Genomic DNA, 20,609 nt, shown 5'->3' with positions numbered 1-20,609 from the left:
TCAGCGACGGTCATTCCCAATTGTTCACTTGCAACCTCAGCTGTCAGAAGGCCTTGACGGACTAGATTTACTAAACCTACTTTTAATCCCTGTTCAATGCCTTCTTCTCGTCCTTGTTCACGACCCTCTGCACGACCACGTTCAAGACCACGCTCTAAACCTTGTTCAATACCTTCAGCCCTAGCTGTTTCCAGGGCATAATCATGTGCTAACAAGGCTTGTTCTTCGCGCATACGTAGTTGACTAAACATTTTCCTGTCCTCCTCGGACCAGCTCTTGTAGTCTAGCAGTTGGTCTGCCTGGCTGATGGCTCGCTCGGGCTGTTGGGTAAAGGGTTTATTCCCAAAAAACTCCAACCACGGCTTGCGAATCTCATCTTTGCTGGTTTCTCTGTATTTTTAGGTCTTATTTATGATGGTTTTTCAATAGCTCCTCAAACTCAGCGACGGTCATTCCTAATTGTTCACTTGCAACCTCAGCTGTCAGAAGGCCTTGACGGACTAGATTTACTAGCATAGACAAACTTCCTTCAACTTTTCCTCGTTCAAGTCCACGCTCTAAACCTTGTTCAATACCTTCTTCTCGTCCTTGTTCACGACCCTCTGCACGACCACGTTCAAGACCACGTTCTAAGCCTTTTTCTTCAGCTTGTTCCAAGGCATAGTCATGCGCTAATAAGGCTTGTTCTTCTCGCATACGTAGTTGACTAAACATTTTCCTGTCCTCCTCGGACCAGCTCTTGTAGTCTAGCAGTTGGTCTGCCTGGCTGATGGCTCGCTCGGGTTGTTGGGTAAAGGGTTTATTCCCAAAAAACTCCAACCACGGCTTGCGAACCTCGTCTTTGCTGGTTTCTCTGTATTTTTTTAGTTCTAAGAAAGCCATCTTTACTAGATGATTTTCTTGTCCATTGTTTGTAATTGTTAAAGCCTCACCTGTCGTGTCCTCGCGCATGCTAAAGCTGTGAAAAGCTAGGTCATCTGAGAAATAATTGCTGTCCACAATTGCAATAGCATAAACTGGTGCGATGTGTTTGTAACTCTGGTGGGTGTCACCTTCACGTTGACGAATTTTTTCAAGATTCTGATTGACCTGACTGCACAAATAAGCCCATAAACGATTAATGAAAAAATTCTGATGATGCACCTGAATCTCAATAATTACTTGCGTGCCATTGTCCAACTCCGCCAAGACATCAATACTTGTATAGAAATCCTGCGCTGAGTACGGCAGGGAAGGCAAGACGTGAATGTTACTTCCCTCCAAAATCGTCACATTTGTTGCTGGTAAGTCCAGCATATCGCGAATAAATTGACAAGTGATTTCTGGATTGCTAAAGATTTTCTTAGCAACCAAGTCATTGGTTGGGCTGATGCCCGGATGTCTTAAAGTCATCCATTTCCTCCTTCTATTATACCATAGTTTTAAATCTAATTTTGCTAGATTCGATGGTTCTATCTATTTATTCGAAAAGGAAATGAGTTGTGAAGATATTTTATCTCGTTTCAACTAAAATATGAGCTTGATCAACCAGTTGTCCATCAACAGTCAGATTCAGATAGAAATCCAAGGTCTTATCAGCAGCAAAATACAGGGTTGGTATGCTCAAGTCTTTTTTGCTTTCCCCTGCTTGGAATTGAAGGACTTGAATCTCGTCCTGATAGGCGACACCATGGACACCTGTCCCCGGTTGAATCGAAATCTTAGCTTCCAAAGGAGTATGACTTTCGCTACGTTCAATCCTAAAATGAAGAGTCTCTCCCTTTGCCACAGATAGGCTTTTTTCTGCAAATGCTAGTCCCTGAACAACTTCTTTTTGTGATAAGCTAGGAGTTTTATAGAGGGAAATCTTGGTCAATACAGGCATAGATTGTGCCTCTGTAATTATCACGCGCACCTTCTGTGCCTCTACTAGCGGACCTCGCAGGAGGCACTTATGACCGACTGTAAAGCCCATGCCAAATTCCTGCCAGACACCATCCACCTCTACTTGCACATGAAAAGCAGCGATTCGTTGCCCTAGCTTCAAATCTTCTCTTAACTCAATGACATCGAAAGTTTTAGGCGCTCCTAAGTCGAATTCTAGCTGGATGGGCAAGTCTGCATCGCTTGCCCATGAACTAGTCTCAAGACCGTCTGTCAAATGGCGACAGGCAAAGTCTGCGGAAAGAGCAGGACCAGATACCTTAGCTCCCAGAGCCAAATCTTCTTTATAAAGCTCATTGCGATAGGCCGTAAATTCATAGAGGCGTTCAATATCCTTTGCATCAAATAGCCCAGCTTGATTCGGCGGAATATTGAGCAAGAGTGGAGTTCCCCGGCCCACCGAGTGAAAGTAGATTTCGACCAACTCCTCAAGAGACTTAGGATCCTGCTCTTCATGGTAAAACCAACCCGGCCGGATGGAAACATCTGCCTCTCCGATCGAAAAAATCGTGCCCGAGGGATCTCCGTGCTGAAGATAGTCCAGCTCTGCTTCTGTTCCTAGTTTGTCAGGATCCACCTTTTGCCACAGTAGATCACCTGCATACCCTCGTTCATTACCAATCCAGCGTATACTGGTTCCTTCTGTTGAAAAAATTAAGCAATCTCCCTGCAGGTCACGAATGGTTTCAAACCATTTCTCAAATTCATAATTGACCTTTTGAGCGCCCTCTCCTCTAGCACCATCCAGCCAGACCTCAGCAAATTTCCCTCCATTTCCATAGGCAGGATTTGATAAAATCTCCTTCAATTGAGCCAGATAATAGGCATTGTAGTCCGCTTCTCGCTCCACATGATAGAGGGGACTGTGGGCATCCCACGGCGATAGGTAGACCCCTATATCCATATCAAACTCTGTGGCAGCTTGGGATACTTCAAGGAGCAAGTCCCCCTCTCCATTCCTCCAAGGACTAGCCTTAACCGAATAATCTGTATGAGCCGTCGGATAGAGGACAAAGCCATCGTGATGCTTGACCACCAAAATCAACTTCTGAAAGCCCGTCTCCTTGAGCACACGCACCCACTCACGCGCGTCTAACTGTGTCGGGTTAAAGCGTTCAGGATCCTCCTGACCTGTCCCCCATTCCTGATCATAAAAGGTATTAGGTCCAAAATGGATAAAGGCTGCTAGTTCATCCTCTAAATACGCTAGCTGGGCCTGACTAGGCAAGGGCCCATGCGGTTTTATTTCTCTTACCATACTACTTCCTATCTACATTTTTCTTAACTTTTTTGGCATGTACTTGCAATTCTGTTAACGCTAGGGGACTGGTCAAGCCTTCAAATCGAAGACGAAGAGCATAAGTTTCCACCTTGTCAAATTCAAAATGAAGCTCTTCATCCTTGTCGCTTGAAACTTTTCGGATAGCTGATACAGGGCGCCAATTCTTTTCTTGTTTGAGAGCAGAATCCTTATCCAAATGGTTGGGAGTCCGAGGCAAGCTAGGCTCATTCCCCACATAATAATCAATAAAGGTAGGATCCACCGCCACGTAGTCTTGATTTTCAACATAATACAAGGTCACATTATCCACAAATCGAGGTTTTAAAATCCCTGCATCTCCAAAAAGAATGCCGACGCTGGCTTGCTCTGACTTAGCAATCCATGTATTGGCTGTTGATTTCTTCCGAGCAATAACCTTGTCATTGAGGTAAGAGACTGGGTGATTCGTTTCTGAGTGGGAAGCAAAGACCAGAGGCAGGTTGGATCCTGTCCACTGATTGGAAATGACTTCCCCATCTACACTTGCATCTGTCACATGAATGGTGACTGTGGCTGGCAACTCACAGCCCGCTACTTGCCCTGTGAGCACACATTCTCCTACCTGAGCATAGACTTGAGGTTCGAGTTCATCCCAAGTAACCTTAGCCGTATCTCGTCTGCCATCTGATAAGACTAGCTTAACTCGATCTGGTAAGTGTGGAGCTTCCTTGACAAGTGTCCAAACCCTTTCAGGCTCAAGAGCGCAAATCCCTTGGACACAAATCTGAGCAGAAGCCTTTATATCCAGCCCCTCAAGATGACCAGATACCGTAAATTCATGAAAGCTTTCCAGATCTTCTTCCGAGATTGCCTCCCAAACAACCTTTACTCGTTTTGCACTACCGGACTCATAGTCCACCAAAACTGAAGATGGCAGCTGTGGATAAGTTCCCTTAGCTGTATACAAGCGAAGTGGTCGTACAGAAACTGCTTGCCCTAGTGAGGTATTTTCTGCCACCTGCAAATGAGTTTGATAGGTTTTCCCTTGATAAATAGCACTGATAACCAAGTCGCCTGCAGACAAGCAATGAAGCACTCCCTGCTTAATAATGGCGTGGGCACTACCACTCGTCTCCCAAATTACTTCACTATTCCCCACCTTGTTCACAGGGTTATCCACAATTTGTGGATAAAGTCCAATAGCTGGGGAATCTCCTTCTTGTAATCCGGCCTGCTTGTCCACTCGAATCTCAAATAAGCGCTTATTTTTTACTGGCTGGCAAGCCAAAGCCTCTCCCACTAAGAGATCAAAACTTGCTGGCTCTAGCCCTCTGGCACTAGCCTTTACTCTGACTAGACCTACCTGCTCCAAGCTCTGAACTAAGAGGACACCTCTGCCATGAAAGGCTTTCCGCTTAAACCGACCATTTTTCTGGGCTTGGTAACGTTCACGACTGGCCTGCCTGCCATTATCCACACCCACAATACGAGCAGGGCCCTCAATTTTAAAATGAATCTGATTGGAAGCAGTCGGCACCCAATTTCCATCCTTGTCCAATACATCAAAATAGAGATAAAGGAGGTCTTGTCCATCTGGTTCCAGTTGTGTTTTCTCGGCATGTAGCCCGATTTGAACTGGCTTACCTGCAGTCACCACCCTATCTTCTGCCACAATCTGACCTTGACGGTCATAGGCCACAGCACGCAATTCTCCTGGTTGATAAGGCAAACGCCATTCGAGATAAAGTTGGTCAGAAGCTTCTCCCTCTTGGTATTTTCTACCATCTGAAGTCCATTTTTCCTGAAAAGTCTTTCTCCCCTGAGATTTTCCATTGAGAAATAACTCTACAGAACTAGAATTTGAATACACTCGAACAGGGATATCCCCATACTTATCCACAACTTGTTGATAACTCTGGTGGATTTGCCAATTCCAATGGGGCAGGATATGAACCATAGGATGCTGATCTAGTTCCAACCACTGACTTTGATAGAAATAATAGTCATTTTTAGGAATCCCTGCCGTGTCCACAATCCCAAAATAGGAACTCTTGACGGGCGTGTCATTTTGATTGTGCCAAGGAGTTGGCTCACCGATATAGTCCACTCCTGTCCAGATAAACTGACCTGCATAGTCTAGCCGATTTCGATCTGCTATCCAAGAAGCCGTCGCCGTCTTCCCCCAAGGAACCCGATCATTGCCATAGTCCGACTGTTCAAAATTCCGCACGCGACGATTATCTCCAACCCATTCCTTATCTGGTCGAAAATAGCTGTCACGCGTCCGTGTAGCTGATGAGGTTTCAGATCCATAAAGTCGCCACTTGGGATGTCTTTTTCGAATCCCATCAATATTATCTTCCGAGTAATTCAAACCCACCACATCCAACAAATCAGCTATCTTTTCATGACCTCCAGAACCATCTCCGAAGCGGAACTGATCCATTCCCATGGTCACAAAACGGCTATCATCAACCTCCTTAACCCTTTCTAGCAAGCGTTTGATCGTCTTCAATGAATGAGCATCTCCATTTGCTTCACTGACTTCATTTCCCAAGGACCACATAAAAATTGCTGGATTGTTCTTGCCACGCTCAATCATGGTACGTAAATCGTAATCTGACCAGAAATCGCCTTCCCTCGCTTCTGGATGAGTTGCTTCTTCCTCAAAAAAGCGACCATAGTCATATTCTTTCTTGACCCCATACCAGGTATCAAAGGCTTCTTCTTGGATGAGTAGGCCCATTCTGGCAGCCAGATCCAGCAAGATACTACTAGCTGGATTATGGGTAATTCGGATAGCATTGACCCCCATTTCCTTCATCTGGCGCAAGCGTCTCTCGGCAGCTGACCTATTTTCCACAGCTCCCAGCGCTCCGTAGTCATGGTGGAGACAAACCCCATGAATCTTCAACCAGCGACCATTTAGAAAGAAGCCATTATCCGCTTGCCAATCCATATAGCGGTAACCAAAGGTCTCCTCTTCTTCATCAACCAAGACGCCATTTTTATAAAGACGAGTCTTCAATTGGTAAAGGCAAGGATGATCAATATCCCAAAGCAAAGGTTGGAAAATTGATATGGCTTGTTGGAAAGAATATTTGTCCCCAGACTCAATTACTACAGAGTCTATCGCCTGCCAGTCTGACAGCTGTTGTCCATCATACCAGATACTCTGTTCCAAATACACCGACACGGACTGAGGCCCATCATTTGAAACCTTGCTTTCAAGCTGGGTTTCCACCCATCCATCTCTTTGTTCCTCGAGCTTGGGACTTTCTATCTTAATCCCATATAAATCTATATGAACTGCATCTGTAATCAATAATTTTACTTCTCGGTAAATACCGCTACCAGAGTACCAACGACTGCTAGGTTGCTGATTCTCCACAAAAACCGCAAGCTGGTTGGCCGTCCCATCGTTTCTTAGATAAGGAGTGATATCATAAGAAAAGGGTGTATAGCCATTGGGATAATAGCCCAGCACTTGCCCGTTGATATAGACTTGGGCATTCATGTAAACTCCATCAAACAACAAACGCACCGATACAAGACTGGCATCTTCTTCCAAGTAAAACTGCGTCCGGTACCAAGCCTGACCCCCGTTTAACTGACCACCCTCATTTTGCGCTGGCGAATACTGGTCAAAATCATTGTAAATACTCCAGTCATGTGGCACTTGAATAGCCTGCCAATTTTCCCTCTGAAAATTCGACGCCAAGGTCTCTTCTTTCCCCACCTCTTGGCTAAAAAACCAGTGATTTCGTAAAACTTCTTCTCTTCTCATACAAACATTCCTCTTTAAACGACTCGCTTTACTTGACTATAGCATAAAACAAAAGCGCTTTCAAGACTTCTTCCATCACTCCCTAAATCCTCAGAAAAGATTCTATAATTTGTGGAGGAGTCTGAAAATCACTCCATGTTCATATAAACTGTCATTTTCAAGAAACAAGGTCATACTCTTCGAAAATCTCTTCAAACCACGTCAGCGTCGCCTTACCGTAGGTATGGTTACTGACTTCGTCAGTTTTATCTACTACCTCAAAACCATGTTTTGAGCTGACTTCGTCAGTTTCATCTACAACCTCAAAACAGTGTTTTGAGCTGACTTCGTCAGTCTTATCTACAACCTCAAAACGGTGTTTTGAGCTGACTTCGTCAGTTTTATCTGCAACCTCAAAGCTGTACTTTGAGCAACCTGCGGCTCGCTTCCTAGTTTACTTTTTGATTTTCATTGAGTAGCAAATCTGACAAGAACCAAAAAACACCCCTCTGAATGTTCATTCCAGAGAGATGTTCCTTTTGTCTTAGCTATTGTAAATCGATTGTCTAAAGTCATCTGAATCTTTGAGATAAGCTTTATAAATCGCTTTTTTCAGTTTTTGAACTGGAGTTTCGATAAAGGTATAGGTGCGCGCAGTTGTTTTGCCTGCCTTAATCTGTTTCAACTCCTCTTGGACAGCTTTCTGCATCAAGTCGCTTAACTTCTGACTTGTCAGCCTTACTTCCTGACCTTCATATTGGATTGTCAAAGGTTTCAATTGATCAATCTTAGCTACCCTTTCCTTAAACTGTGCTTTTTTGAACTCAGCATAGCTCTTACCATTCAAAATGTTATTGAAAATGTAAGTATCAGACAAAGGCTTGTTTTCAGCCTCTGCTGCTTCTTTAAACTGATTTGACACATAAGGAACAAATCCTTCATAGTAGCCCAAAGTAGCCATCAATTCAAAGGCTTGTTTTCTAAAGGTGATATCCCCACTCATACCAGAGTCATTTTGACTAACACCATAAATGGTATCAAACATATCCACTAAATAATATCCATTTGCTGCAATTTTACCTTTATCTGAAAAACCAGCAATGATATAACGATTGACCAGGATATGATTGTCAATCAAACTATCAATATCTGTCAATTTTTTGGCATCTTCTAAGGTCAGAGCTTGAATCTCCTCACTCTTATGAGTTGGTTTAACTGATGGATTACGGTAATCTACCCAAGTTCTAGGACCTGTTGAAGTGATTGGCATTATTTTTTTGAAATAACTCATCTTGTCTTCTGCAGATAAGTTTCTACTTGCCTCTGCTTCTAGATAATCTAGAGTATAAAGAACATCAAAACTTCCCTTCATATAAGATTTCAAATCTTCTGCCGTTTTAAATCGATCAGGTGTTTTATTGTAAAATCCATTCTTATCACTCTCATCATATACAAAGTTGAGATTGAAATAAGTATCCTTTTCTGGATTATAGGAGTTTTCAAAAATACCACGCGCATAAAACTCTGCTCCTGTACCATCTCGACGACCGTGATTATTAAACAAGACAGTTCTATCTAGTAAGTGCGTCATTTCATGAGAATAAGTCGCTGAACCTCTATCATCCAAAACCCTATCTATAAAGTAACGGACACCTAATCCATTGGCTTCAGCTCCCACCTTACTTACTGGAGAATAGTAATTCATAGGAGTCATAAATTGGTCGACCCCCTTATCAGCTCCACTACCAGTAGCTGGTGACCAAGTGCTATCAATCTGGGCATTCGGATTACTTGTATATTTCTTCATCGTATCAATAATCAAGCGATTTGTCAGCAACTTATCACGATTTTCCGGTTTTGTTATACGATAAAGAGTATCAACATAGTTAGCTTGTTGTACAGCGGCTTTTTCAATTAAAGACTTGACTCTAGCAAGTTCAGCCTGATACTTAGTTGGATTAGACTGGGCAAGAGAAGTATCTATATAGGAACCAATATTACCATAAGTAATCGTCGCCATATTACTAATCACGTAAACATTTGGTTCTTTCACATTCAAAAGTCCCAAAATAGCAGCCATATTAGCCTCTTGTTTACGAGGATCCTTTTCCCCAGCTGTCAACTTGCTATACAGCCCGACATGCGCTGAAGGATTTTCCTTAGATGATTTTTCAACAATCATAGCTTGGCTAGATTTTTTAAGCCAAGTATCCTCATCATCTGACGTAAAGAGTTGGCGATTGCTGTCTAAAAATTCCTTCAAGCTAGCCTTACCTGTAATGGTAGATAAATACTTTGTAAATGTTTGAGGACTATTGGTCAACTTCATCTCTTCATAAGACATGGATCCTAATTTTTTCAAACTATCCAAGGCAGTCATTGTCTTATTGCCAAATGAACTTGGATTAAAGGCCAGAATATCACGAATATTCGTGTCCCCAAATTGAATATTATAAAAACGATTGATATAAGACAGTCCCAACAAGATCTGCTCTTTGTATTGCTCAAGCTCTTGTTTGACCTTACTGCGATTTTCAGGGGTATCTCCTATAATTCCCAAAGTATGCGAGGCAATCTTTTTAAAACTTGACTCAGCTTGCGTCTTCGTCTGATCAAAGCTTTCTTGAATTGACAGTTTTTGAAGATACTCTGTACGCAACATATCTTTGACTTCTTGGTCAGTGATATTTGGGTGTGTTTTTCTGAGCGCAATTCTCTTTGTTATAATATCTCGAGGATCATAGACAGGCTCCAACTGTTCTTTTAGTTTACTGTCATGTAAGAAGTCTACTGATCTCGCGCTTGTGGTAAGAGCAGACACATCCACAGCATCTTCTCTCTCACTATTAGCCGGAAGTAAGTGTGGTTTATCCTCCTGACTACCAACTAAAATAACTCTCGATTTCATTGGTTTTGTTATTTGACTCACTTCTTGAGGATTAACCAATTCGCCAGTTTGTTCATTGATAGCGTATGTTCTGGTAAGTGTATTCTCACCAACTTCTCCTTCAGAGGCTACCTTTTCTATATTTTTAGTAAGAGAAGAATCCTCTCTTCGCTCCTCAGTAACAGCAATCGGTTGTATTACTTTTTCCACATTACCAACTTGAATCACTTTATCGACTGCTGGATTTACTTGTCTAGTAGTGTCAGATACCGTCACCTGACCTGTTGCCTTATCTAATTGATAAGTCGTCCTAGTTTCCACCGAACCATCACGCCCTGCAACCGCTACTTTCTCTTGTCTGAACTCCAAAGCAGGATTCACCTGGTAGATCGTTTTATGAGATAGGACAGTAGTTTCAACACTCGGTTTAGTTCCAACTTCTACAACTTGATCAACTTTGTTAGCTACTATTTTGACAGTTTTATTCTCAGAAATATTTCCACTTGCTTGATCTTTAGTATAGGTAGTAGTAACTTGTTCTTGTCCCTCAACACCCGGAATTTTTACTCTTGTAACGCCGTGGTCTAGTTCCTCATTCTTTTCATAAACGGTTTCATAAGGAACAGCTTTGGTCTCCACTTTGGTCTGAGGAAGTTGAGTGTCTTCTTTATACTCTGGGAGAGACTCCTGTATCTCAGGCTCACCGGAAACGCCACCTTCATAAGACGGAAGGGACGGCTCTACCAAAGGCTCACCCGAAACACCACCTTCATAAGAGGGAAGGGACGGTTCCACCAAGGATTCACCAGAAACACCGCCTTCATAAGACGGAAGAGATGGCTCTACCAAAGGATCGCCGGAAACACCGCCTTCATAAGAGGGAAGCACTGGTTCTACCAAGGACTCACCGGAAACACCGCCTTCATAAGAGGGAAGGGACGGTTCCACCAAGGATTCACCAGAAACACCGCCTTCATAAGAGGGAAGCACTGGTTCTACCAAGGACTCACCGGAAACGCCACCTTCATAAGACGGAAGGGACGGCTCTACCAAAGGCACACCCGAAACACCACCTTCATAAGAGGGAAGGGACGGTTCCACCAAGGATTCACCGGAAACACCACCCTCATAAGAAGGAAGGGACGGTTCCACCAAGGATTCGCCAAAAACATCGCCTTCATAAGATGGAAGCGCTGGTTCTACCAAAGATTCACCAGAGACGCCGCCTTCATAAGAGGGGAGAGTTGGTTGGACTTCCGGGGCTAGGCTTATGCCATTTTCTTGAGGTTCCTTCTCTTTTGTCCCGACCAGAATCACCTGAGTAACTGGTTCACGAAGCACTTCTCTCCCTACTTCATTGCGCGTAACCACACCATCAATAATCCTTACTTCTGTTAAGATTCGTTCTTGTCCCTTGGCACCTTCTATAGAAATTCTTTTTTCTCCCTTAGCCAGAGTTGGATCAGACTGCAATTGAGTTTCAAACTCTATCTCCCCTACCCTAACTTCCAGTTCTGGCTTGTCTTCAATAACAGTTTTCATTCCTTCATCTGGTACTTTTTTAGACTCAATACTCATACTTTTTTCAGGAGTTGGATTTAAAACAGGCTCAACTGCGTAAGATGGTTGAGGAGATTGCACAAGATCTTTAGTCGAGCTAAAATGAGATGCCAACTGTGGTACAATCTTCTTAGATTGAGGTTCTGAACTTTCCTCCTTTTGAGATAATACTGGCGACTCTACCTTATCAACAGAAAGTTCCTTGCTACCACTATCTCTTACCAAATAATATCCCGTAAATTCATATCCTTGGACTCTTTCAGGGCTTGGTAGAAACTGACCTTCTACTCTCTTAACAAGGGCTGGTTGCAATTCTACCAGATTTTCTAAAGCAGAGATGGATGCTCCCCAACCACCAACAGCAAAGACGCTCACAAGGAAGTAAGACGCTCCCTTTTTTCTCTTGATTAAAGTGAAGGAAAGCAATAATAATCCTGCTCCCAAGATAAACATCCCATCATTAGAAAACAGACCTGTTTCTGGTAATCTTGTAGCCAATTTTCGATAGACAAAATAGTATTCTTTTCCCTCTTTTACCTCAATCTTATTTTCTTCAAACCATTGCAACTCAGATTTCAGCTTTTCAGGTAAATCCTGCTCATCCAAGTAATGACTTGAAATTAGTGTTGAAGTCGTTTCTGTAGCCTGTACGGGTTGAACCCCCATACCAGCAAAAAATAAACTCGTTCCTAGCAAAACCGAACAAGCTCCTATTGTATATTTTCTCAAAGAAAAACGCTGCTTTCTCTCAAATTGAAATTCTTTCATTCCATATCCTATCATTCATTATTACTGTATATTTAGTATATCAGAAATAGTTTGTATTCACAAATCTTTCTAGTTATTCCCTTATCATTCCAAGTTAAGGGAGACAACATACAATAATTTTAGTTAAATGTATATCAATGTTCTTTGCTTTTCTTAACAAATGCAATGCAAAAAGAGCCTGTTGCCAGGCTCTTTGTACTCAATGAAAATCAAAGAGCAAACTAGGAAACTAGCCGCAGGTTGCTCAAAACACCGTTTTGAGGTTGTAGATAAGACTGACGAAGTCAGTTACATATATCTACGGCAAGGCGACGCTGACGTGGTTTGAAGAGATTTTCGAAGAGTATTAGTCTATTATTTCTTCTCAGCACGGAGGGCTGACAAGATTTGAGTACGGATATCATCTACACCATTTGGCGTATTTGGTAAAAAGATAGTTTGGTTTCCTTTAGAAGCAAAGGTATTCAAGGTATCCAAATACTGGTTGGTCAAGAGGATGGACATGATTTGTTCTTCTGTCATACCAACATTGGCTTCCTTGAGTTCGGTGATAGACTCTGCCAATCCATCCACAATAGCCTTACGTTGTTGGGCAATCCCCACACCATGAAGGCGGTCTTTCTCTGCTTCGGCTTCAGCTGCAGTGACGATTTTAATCTTGTCTGCTTCCGCCAATTCTTGCGCTGCGACCCGCTTACGTTGCGCAGCATTGATTTCATTCATGGATTGCTTGACTTCTGCATCTGGCTCTACCTTAGTAATCAAGGTTTTCACAATAATATAACCGTAAGTAGTCATTTCTTCTGCTACTTGATGTTGAACTTCAAGGGCAATCTCATCTTTTTTCTCAAACAATTCATCCAAGGTTAATTTTGGAACAGAAGAGCGAAGGGCATCTTCGATATAAGATTTAATCTGAGATTCTGGACGCATGAGTTTATAGTAGGCATCTGTTACGCTCTGCTCATTGACACGGTACTGAGTCGCTACATTCATCATAACGAACACATTGTCCTTGGTCTTAGTCTCAACCACAATATCGCTTTGCAACAAGCGTAACTGGATTCGTGCCGCAATCGAGTCAATCCCAAAAGGCAAGCGAATATGAATACCGCTATTGGCAACCTTTTGGTATTTCCCAAAGCGTTCAATAATCGCCACCGACTGCTGACGAACCACATAAACTGTACTCAGTGTGACTATCACCAATAGGAGCACACAAACCACCACAAAAATCATCAAAAATGTTGCCATTATCGTGACCTCCATCATTATTTTTTCCTGTATTATAGCACATTTAAAGAAGGTTGTGCAGTTTTTACTGCAATTTTTCCTGAAATGTCAATAATTAGAGGTGAAACTGCATTTCAAGTTAGCAATCGCTTTTTTTATTATATTAACTTCTATAGAATCTACATCCATAGTCAGAGAATGACTTGCCTTAACTTTTCTCTCGTGCTATACTATTTATTGAAATTAATGAATAGGAGATATTTCATGAAAACAGCAAAAACTACTGTTACAATCCTTTCTGCACTTGCTTCTGTCGTCTTATTGGCTAGTTGTACAACAAAGTCTACAGAAACACAGACAAGCAATAATAGCTCGTCTGATAATCAAGTTACAATGACATATGACCAACTACGGTCAAGAGAAAACACTATGTCAACCCTTTGGTATCAAAAATCAGCTGAAACTAAAGCTTTATACATACAGGGTTATAACGTTGCAACAAATCACCTAAAAGAATTGCTCAAAACAGAATCAGACAAACCTTACTCTATCGTTTTAGACTTGGATGAAACTGTCCTAGATAATAGCCCTTATCAAGTACAAAATGTCAAAGACGGTACAGCATTCACACCCGAAAATTGGGATGTTTGGGTTCAAAAAGCTACAGCAAAAGCTGTCCCAGGTGCCAAAGATTTTCTTCAGTTTGCTGATCAAAACGGTGTCCAAATCTACTATATTTCTGACCGCTCAGCTAATCAAGTAGATGCTACCATTAAAAATCTTGAAAGTGAAGGAATTCCTGTTCAAGGACGTGATCATCTCATGTTCTTAGAAAGCGGTGTAAAATCCAAAGAAGGTCGTCGCCAAAAAGTTCAAGAAAAAACAAATCTTATCTTATTGTTTGGTGATAACCTTGTAGACTTTGCAGATTTTTCTAAGACTTCTGAATCTGACCGTGATAAACAACTTGAAGAATTGCAAAAAGAATTCGGTGAAAAATTCATCATCTTCCCAAATCCAATGTACGGATCATGGGAATCAGCTGTATACGGTGGTAACAAACTAGATGCTAAAGGTCAAGTAGAAGAACGCCAAAAAGCCTTGCAAGGTTTTGATAAATAAAACAAATAAGCTGATTCTACATAAAATTAGGCTAACTTACAATCTTCAAAAAGTGGATAGGAAGGAATTCTGATAATCAGAAAACTTTCCTATCCACTTTTTTAATTGATATAACATCAAGCTTTTATACATCTGATACTATACATTTTTTGATTTTAAAGACTTTTTGCCTATCCCCTATATTTCAAGAATTAAGTGACCTTGATGATCTGAATGTAGTGTGGTATAATATTTTTGTCATCGGTTACCGATTACGTTCCTATGGGTTCGTGAGAAGAGGTGAAACTAATGAGCCTTATCATAGAGCTCGCTCTTACTATTATAGCGGACGTCATAGCAGGAATTATCTTGTATTTCGTCTGCAGATGGCTAGATAGTAAGGACTAGACCGAGTGACTAGCCTATCAACACCCGTTAAATCGCTAAGATACGTCAAAAAAGCCCTTAACTACGGCCATAGTTAGGGGCTTTGGTGTTCTAATGAACCTTATCAACTAACTACATTTTAGCATATAAGCCCAGATATTTCAAGAGTTTTATTTATTTTGATGATCTAAATTTAGTGTGGTATAATACTTTTGTCATCGGTTACCGATTACGTTCCTATGGGTTCGTGAGAGGAGGTAAAACTAATGAGCCTTATACCAGAGCTTGCTCTTACTATTATAGCAGATGTTATAGCTGGAATTATCTTGTATTTCGTCTGCAAATGGCTAGATGGTAAGAAGTAGACCGAATGACTAGCCTATCGACACCCGTTAAATCGCTAAGATACGTCAAAAAAGCCCTTAACTATGGCACTAGTTAGGGGCTTTGGTGTTCTAATGAACCTTGCCTATCGATTTTATTCTAACATACAGGTCCAGATATTTCAAGAGTTTTATTTATTTTTTAAAGTTCTAAAAGGTCTATAATGAAGTTAGCCATCTAGTACCCAAAAACCGACTAGCTCTTATGAACTAGTCGGTTTCTCATCAATGCGCCAACATTTCTTGGGCGATTTCTTGGCCAGATAGGTTATCTGGATAGTAGGTTGGCCAGTTATCCATTTCTTCAAAGAGGGCTTCTTGGCTTGTGCCTCCAAAGAAGATATGGAAATGTTCTGCCTTAACTGGGGCGATATTGTGGTCGCTAAACTGAACATACTTGAACTGTCCAACATCCGCATCTGTCGCTTCAAAGAGGAAGCGCACACCACGATTGCCTTTCTTATAGGTCAAGATTTTCTTACCAACATACTTGTAAGTATATTTCTTGCTTTGTCCACCTTGAACAAATTCCATAGTATTATCAGTAATGTTGATCTTATTGACATCTGTCTGATAGCCTTTTGTATAGTAAGCCTTGTACTCAGCCTGGGTCATCTTACCAGTCAACTTAGCCTTGTAGTCAAAGACTTGATCAAACGTGCCATCTTCAAGGAAAGGATAAACTGATTGCCAGTTACCTGCATAGTCACTCAAGGTGCGGTCCTTGACATCTGCATCTTCAAAGTAACCATTTTGGACTGTCTTGGTATCCTCTGCCTTTTCAGGCTCAATTGCTGGACCTTCTTGGTCTGTTGTTTGTTTCAAAGCTTTGAGGTTTTTCTCCATGATAGAGATATAATTTTCTCCCGCCTTGGTATCTTCTTCTGTCAGACTTTCTAAAGGATTGAGAACATCTGTTTTGACACCTGCCTCTTTTGAAAGTGTATTAGCAAGGGCTTGTGAAGCATTTTCTTCAAAGTAGATATAGGCGATTTTATTTTTCTTGACGTACTCTGTCAATTCTGCCAAACGAGCAGCTGATGGCTCTGCATCTGGTGAGAGACCTGAGATTGCGACTTGTTTGAGTCCGTAGTCCAAAGCAAGGTAGTTAAAGGCTGCGTGTTGCGTTACAAAGCTCTTTTGTTTGGCTTTGGATAAGCCTTCTGCATAAGCCTTATCCAAGGCTTGCAATTTTTCGATATAGGCAGCCGCATTCTTCTCAAAGGTCTCTTTTTTATCAGGATAATCTGCTGACAAGCTGTCGCGGATGTGCTCTACAAGTTTAATGGCACGAACTGGTGATAACCAAACATGGGGGTCAAACTCATGGTGATGTCCTTCTTCTCCATGGTCATGGTCTCCCTCTTCTTCCTCACCACCTGGCAAAAGCAACATATCGCCTGTTGCCTTGATGGTTTTGACCTTTTTCTTATCCAAAGTATCTAGCAATTTAGGAACCCATGTTTCCATGTTTTCATTTTCATAAACGAAGGTATCTGCATCTTGTATTTTGGCAACTGCCTTGGCAGACGGTTCATATTCATGGGGTTCTGTACCAGCACCGATGAGGAGTTCTACATTAGCAGTATCTCCTGCAACTTGCTTGGTAAATTCATAGACAGGGTAAAAGGTTGTCACAATATTTAGTTTGCCATCTGCCTGTTTTTGATTGGAACAAGCCACTAAAAACAAGGCACATAGACTGGCTAGTAATAAGCTAATTTTTTTCATCTTAGTCTCCTATTTGATAAAACGTCTCACTAAACTAATTAGCAAGAAAACAGTTACAAAAATAATGGTAATACTTGCACTTGCAGGTGTTTCTGCATAGTAGGAAATGTAAAGTCCTGCTACCATTCCCAAAAAGCCAATCGCACTGGCAAGCAGCATAACCGATTTAAAGTTTTTCCCCAGACGCAGGGCAATACTAGCTGGCAAGACCATAATGGTCGACACCAGAAGAGCTCCCGCAGCTGGAATCATAAGAGCAATGGCCACCCCTGTCACCATGTTAAAAAGAATAGACATGGTACGAACGGGCAAGCCATCCACAAAGGCCGTATCCTCATCAAAGGTCAGGATATACATAGGACGAAGGAAGAGAAAGGTCAAAATCAAAACAACCGCCGCAATGACAAAAAGGGAAATAACCTGCTCCTCACTAATAGTCACAATCGAACCAAAAAGGTACTGGTCCAAACTCATAGAACTAGAACTTTTCCCCTTGCTCATGACAATCAGAGAAACAGCCAGACCTGTTGACATGAGGATAGCTGTCCCGATTTCCATAAAACTCTTGTAAACCGTACGGAGATACTCCAGAAAGACAGCCGCAATCAAGACAATAGCAATAGTAGAAACAGTTGGAGAAATCCCTAGGACCAGACCAAAGGCTACACCTGAAAGCGAGACGTGGCTAAGAGTATCACTCATCAAACTCTGACGGCGCAAGATAAGGAAGGTTCCCAATACTGGAGAGAAAAGACTCATGGCAATAACAGCCAGAAAGGCACGCTGCATAAAGTCGTAAGATAATAAACTAAGCATGGCCCACCTCCTGATCATTCTCATGAACGTTGAAACAACGCCATGGCGAGTCTTGGTTACGGACTAGATGAATATTGCGGTCCGCATAATCCTTAACTTCTTCAGGGTCATGGGTGATCATCAAAACAGCCTTGCCATGATGATGGGCGCTGTGGTGCATGAGTTCGTAAAATTCATTTTTACTTCCTGCATCCATCCCCGTTGTCGGCTCATCTAGGATAAACACATCTGGGTCAGAAGCAAACATACGCGCAATCACCGCTCGCTGCTTTTGTCCCCCAGATAGAGACCCCAAGCGTTTGTCTCGGTGTTCCCACATACCAACTGAGTCCAGACTAGCCTTGATATGCTCCTCATCATGAGCATTCAAGCGACGGAACCAACCCTTTCGCGGATAGCGACCCGACTTGACAAATTCATAAACCGTACTTGGAAAACCTGCATTAAAACTGGCAATCTGTTGAGGGAGGTAGGCTATTCTCAATTTCTTACCCTGCATATTTGTCTTTGAAATGGTTACCTTACCAATGCGTGGTTGGAGAATTCCAAGACTGGCCTTAATCAGTGTCGTCTTAGCCGCTCCATTTTCCCCTGTCAAGGTAACAAATTCCCCACTATCAACACTATAATTGATATGTTCAAGAACGGGCTCCTTATCATAATAGAAGGATAAATCCTCTACCGTAATGTATCTCATTATTTGATTTCTCCTACTAAAGCAGTCAAAAACCGCTGAATCACTTTTTGTTCATTTGGAGTAAACTGAGTCGCCACTTGTTCATAGGTTAAAAGTGTATGCTCATGGTGATGATGGTGCTCCTCAGCGATTGGACGAGCCAAATCAGTCAACTGATAAAAAATTACACGCGCATCCTTAGGATCTTTAGACGTTTCCAACATCCCTTCCTTGACCAAAGACTTAATGGCCTTGGTAACTGCTGCCTGACTGACATTGAGGCGACGCGCCAATTCTGAATTTGTTAAAGATTCCTCTGATAAAAGCATGAGAATATGCTCCTGGGTATTGGTCAGGGCCACCTCGCTAGTGCAATGACCTATTAGGATTTCATGCTGATTTTCCGCCTGCAAAATCACCTCATTCAAAAAAGCATCAATATCCTTCGCTAGCTGTCTCATATCTGACTCCTTTCCTTTTGAACTTCTCTTTTTTAAGAGAAAAATACTATTCTTTGACATTTTATTTACCAGTTAATTATATCACAAGCAAAAAAAGAGTCAAGAAAAAACGTGAAAATAGGCTTCATTCTTGAACTCTTCTATATTATCTATTGAAATTCTTTGACATCTCCATCATAAGTCGCCCAATCTTTGCTGAAAAAGCGTTCATTCAGATGGTAAGTCGGAGCTGGTGTGGGATTGGATAGGAAAGGATCAACGGCCTTGTCAAAAGCCAACCAACCCAACCAACCAATATGAATTGTATCTTTTACAAAATAAGGTTCAGCACCATTTTTTGAAAAATCTGCTATATTGGTAAAACCTTGGCTTTCTAACTGGTAACGAATTTTTTCAACTGCGTGTTGATACATATCTTGATTTAATCCTGTATAATCCATCCATTTTTTATTAACAGGTTGAATCACAAACAATACATTCACTTTTGAATTCGCAAATTGATTTAAGACTAATTGCAAGTCATTATATTCGGATGATTTTAGAAAATTATAATTTTTCTGATAATCCTTCCACTTGTTTAAATCTTTCTTTACTTGCGTATCATAGAAACGATTTTCCATTCCCATATCATTATTCGTGGTATTTGCTTCAGCATCTTTTACAGCAATTTCTCTCAATGCATCGTAGGAAAATTTATCTGGTAAGTCTTTTAAATACTTCTCCACACGATCTCTATATTTTTCTCCATCATTCACTGACAATTGTCCAAATAGAAATGATTGTTTTTGGTTGAATCGTGCCAATGTATCTATAAGTGTCTTATCTATTTCTGAGAGTTGCTCACCCTCGGTTATTTTTTTGACTATATCTCCCAATACTACATCAGGATACTTTTTCATTAAACGCTTGGCAGCGTAACGACTTGACACATCTCCAGACTGATTTTCCAAAAAAGCGCCCAATTGATCCGTGTTAAAATACCTACGAAAAACTGCAGGTTCATACTCTGTTTCTGTGAACCACTGAGGAGAAATAACAAAAACAGCTTGTTTATTTTCTAGCTCTGGCAATATTTGCTGCATACCAAAGTACTGATTTAAAGAAGCTGCTCCTGCTTGACCTAAAAAATAGGGTCTATACGAACGATTGTACTTCTCCGCTAAAACAGCTGGATGCATACTATCAAATCGAATCCACTCACTGGAACCAAAAAAGGGAATGAATCGTAGACTTGGATCCGAAAGAGCTCTCACTTTCTGAAATCTTTCTCTGAAACTTTGTGTACTAATCGCTGCTGCATATCGTTTTTCTTCTGATAAATTATAACTTCTACTATTAGGGTAAAAGAATATCAGTAGAAAAACCAACAAACCAGCTATCAAGACCGGTCCGAAGATCATCCATAAGCGTTTAAGCATTTTGTAACTCCACAATACCAGCTATGATTTTATTAGCCGTATTCCAGTCGTCGCGACCAAACTCTGTTACAGGAACACGAATGTCAAAACGGTTTTCAATCTCCACAATCAATTCAACCGTTCCCATACTATCTAAAACACCTGCATCAAAAAGATCTTCATCCATCATGTCAGAAACATCTTCCATAAACAACTCATCAATAATTTCGATAACTTCTGATTTGATATCCATATTTTA

The 20,609-nt window shown here is 41.4% G+C and carries 13 protein-coding genes and 1 pseudogene; 2 read left to right on the top strand and 12 right to left on the bottom strand.

Features of this window, described 5'->3' with window-relative positions:
- The 5 genes and pseudogenes from B7695_RS03605 to B7695_RS03580 all read right to left on the bottom strand — a co-directional run.
- Positions 1-398: pseudogene (locus tag B7695_RS03605) on the bottom strand (Rpn family recombination-promoting nuclease/putative transposase); the annotation flags it as partial.
- Between the two features lie 7 nt (positions 399-405).
- Positions 406-1,392 (bottom strand): Rpn family recombination-promoting nuclease/putative transposase, encoded by a 987-nt coding sequence (locus tag B7695_RS03600; RefSeq protein WP_084889739.1) that lies wholly within the window; start codon positions 1,390-1,392, stop codon positions 406-408.
- A 100-nt stretch (positions 1,393-1,492) separates the two neighbouring features.
- Entirely contained in the window at positions 1,493-3,181 is a 1,689-nt protein-coding gene (locus B7695_RS03595) for an alpha-L-fucosidase (RefSeq protein WP_084889737.1), read from the bottom strand.
- Between the two features lies 1 nt (position 3,182).
- Positions 3,183-6,971, bottom strand: a complete 3,789-nt coding sequence (locus tag B7695_RS03590; RefSeq protein WP_084889735.1) for a glycoside hydrolase family 2 TIM barrel-domain containing protein — start codon at positions 6,969-6,971, stop codon at positions 3,183-3,185.
- 523 nt (positions 6,972-7,494) lie between these two features.
- On the bottom strand, positions 7,495-12,165 hold the full coding sequence (locus B7695_RS03580; RefSeq protein ID WP_084889733.1) for a ZmpA/ZmpB/ZmpC family metallo-endopeptidase: 4,671 nt from the start codon (positions 12,163-12,165) through the stop codon (positions 7,495-7,497).
- Positions 12,166-12,367: 202 nt separating this feature from the next.
- Between B7695_RS03580 and B7695_RS11620 the strand changes: the two genes are divergently transcribed.
- Positions 12,368-12,493, top strand: coding sequence for a hypothetical protein (locus B7695_RS11620; RefSeq protein ID WP_257994389.1), 126 nt, complete (start codon positions 12,368-12,370; stop codon positions 12,491-12,493).
- 26 nt (positions 12,494-12,519) lie between these two features.
- Here B7695_RS11620 and B7695_RS03570 read toward each other — a convergent pair whose 3' ends face one another.
- Positions 12,520-13,404, bottom strand: coding sequence for an SPFH domain-containing protein (locus B7695_RS03570; RefSeq protein ID WP_004235732.1), 885 nt, complete (start codon positions 13,402-13,404; stop codon positions 12,520-12,522).
- Positions 13,405-13,662: 258 nt separating this feature from the next.
- Between B7695_RS03570 and B7695_RS03565 the strand changes: the two genes are divergently transcribed.
- The gene (locus B7695_RS03565; protein ID WP_142358854.1) at positions 13,663-14,520 is read left to right on the top strand and encodes a 5'-nucleotidase, lipoprotein e(P4) family; all 858 of its coding nucleotides are present in this window, start codon (positions 13,663-13,665) and stop codon (positions 14,518-14,520) included.
- A gap of 974 nt (positions 14,521-15,494) precedes the next feature.
- Here B7695_RS03565 and adcA read toward each other — a convergent pair.
- The 6 genes from adcA to dltC all read right to left on the bottom strand — a co-directional run bounded on the left by adcA (position 15,495) and on the right by dltC (position 20,603).
- Positions 15,495-17,000: a zinc ABC transporter substrate-binding lipoprotein AdcA gene (gene adcA, locus B7695_RS03560; protein WP_084889731.1), complete on the bottom strand. Its 1,506-nt coding sequence runs from the start codon at positions 16,998-17,000 to the stop codon at positions 15,495-15,497.
- A gap of 9 nt (positions 17,001-17,009) precedes the next feature.
- Positions 17,010-17,816 carry a metal ABC transporter permease gene (locus tag B7695_RS03555; RefSeq protein ID WP_000950038.1) on the bottom strand — a complete coding sequence of 269 codons (807 nt, stop codon included), beginning with the start codon at positions 17,814-17,816 and terminating at the stop codon, positions 17,010-17,012.
- Positions 17,809-18,513 carry a metal ABC transporter ATP-binding protein gene (locus B7695_RS03550; RefSeq protein ID WP_084889729.1) on the bottom strand — a complete coding sequence of 235 codons (705 nt, stop codon included), beginning with the start codon at positions 18,511-18,513 and terminating at the stop codon, positions 17,809-17,811. The genes B7695_RS03555 and B7695_RS03550 overlap by 8 nt, the downstream gene beginning before the upstream one ends.
- The gene (gene adcR, locus B7695_RS03545; protein ID WP_001249308.1) at positions 18,513-18,953 is read right to left on the bottom strand and encodes a zinc-dependent transcriptional regulator AdcR; all 441 of its coding nucleotides are present in this window, start codon (positions 18,951-18,953) and stop codon (positions 18,513-18,515) included. The genes B7695_RS03550 and adcR overlap by 1 nt, the downstream gene beginning before the upstream one ends.
- 149 nt (positions 18,954-19,102) lie before the next feature.
- Positions 19,103-20,371 carry a D-alanyl-lipoteichoic acid biosynthesis protein DltD gene (dltD, locus tag B7695_RS03540; RefSeq protein WP_084889727.1) on the bottom strand — a complete coding sequence of 423 codons (1,269 nt, stop codon included), beginning with the start codon at positions 20,369-20,371 and terminating at the stop codon, positions 19,103-19,105.
- A complete protein-coding gene (gene dltC / locus B7695_RS03535; RefSeq protein WP_000351967.1) occupies positions 20,364-20,603 on the bottom strand; it encodes a D-alanine--poly(phosphoribitol) ligase subunit DltC in 240 nt (79 codons plus the stop codon). The genes dltD and dltC overlap by 8 nt, the downstream gene beginning before the upstream one ends.
- Positions 20,604-20,609 lie beyond the last annotated feature (6 nt).

Source organism: Streptococcus mitis (genome assembly GCF_002096845.1).
Taxonomy (GTDB): domain Bacteria; phylum Bacillota; class Bacilli; order Lactobacillales; family Streptococcaceae; genus Streptococcus; species Streptococcus mitis_A.
Note: the sequence above shows the minus strand (reverse complement) of the source record. Positions and strands in the feature narration are given on the sequence as shown.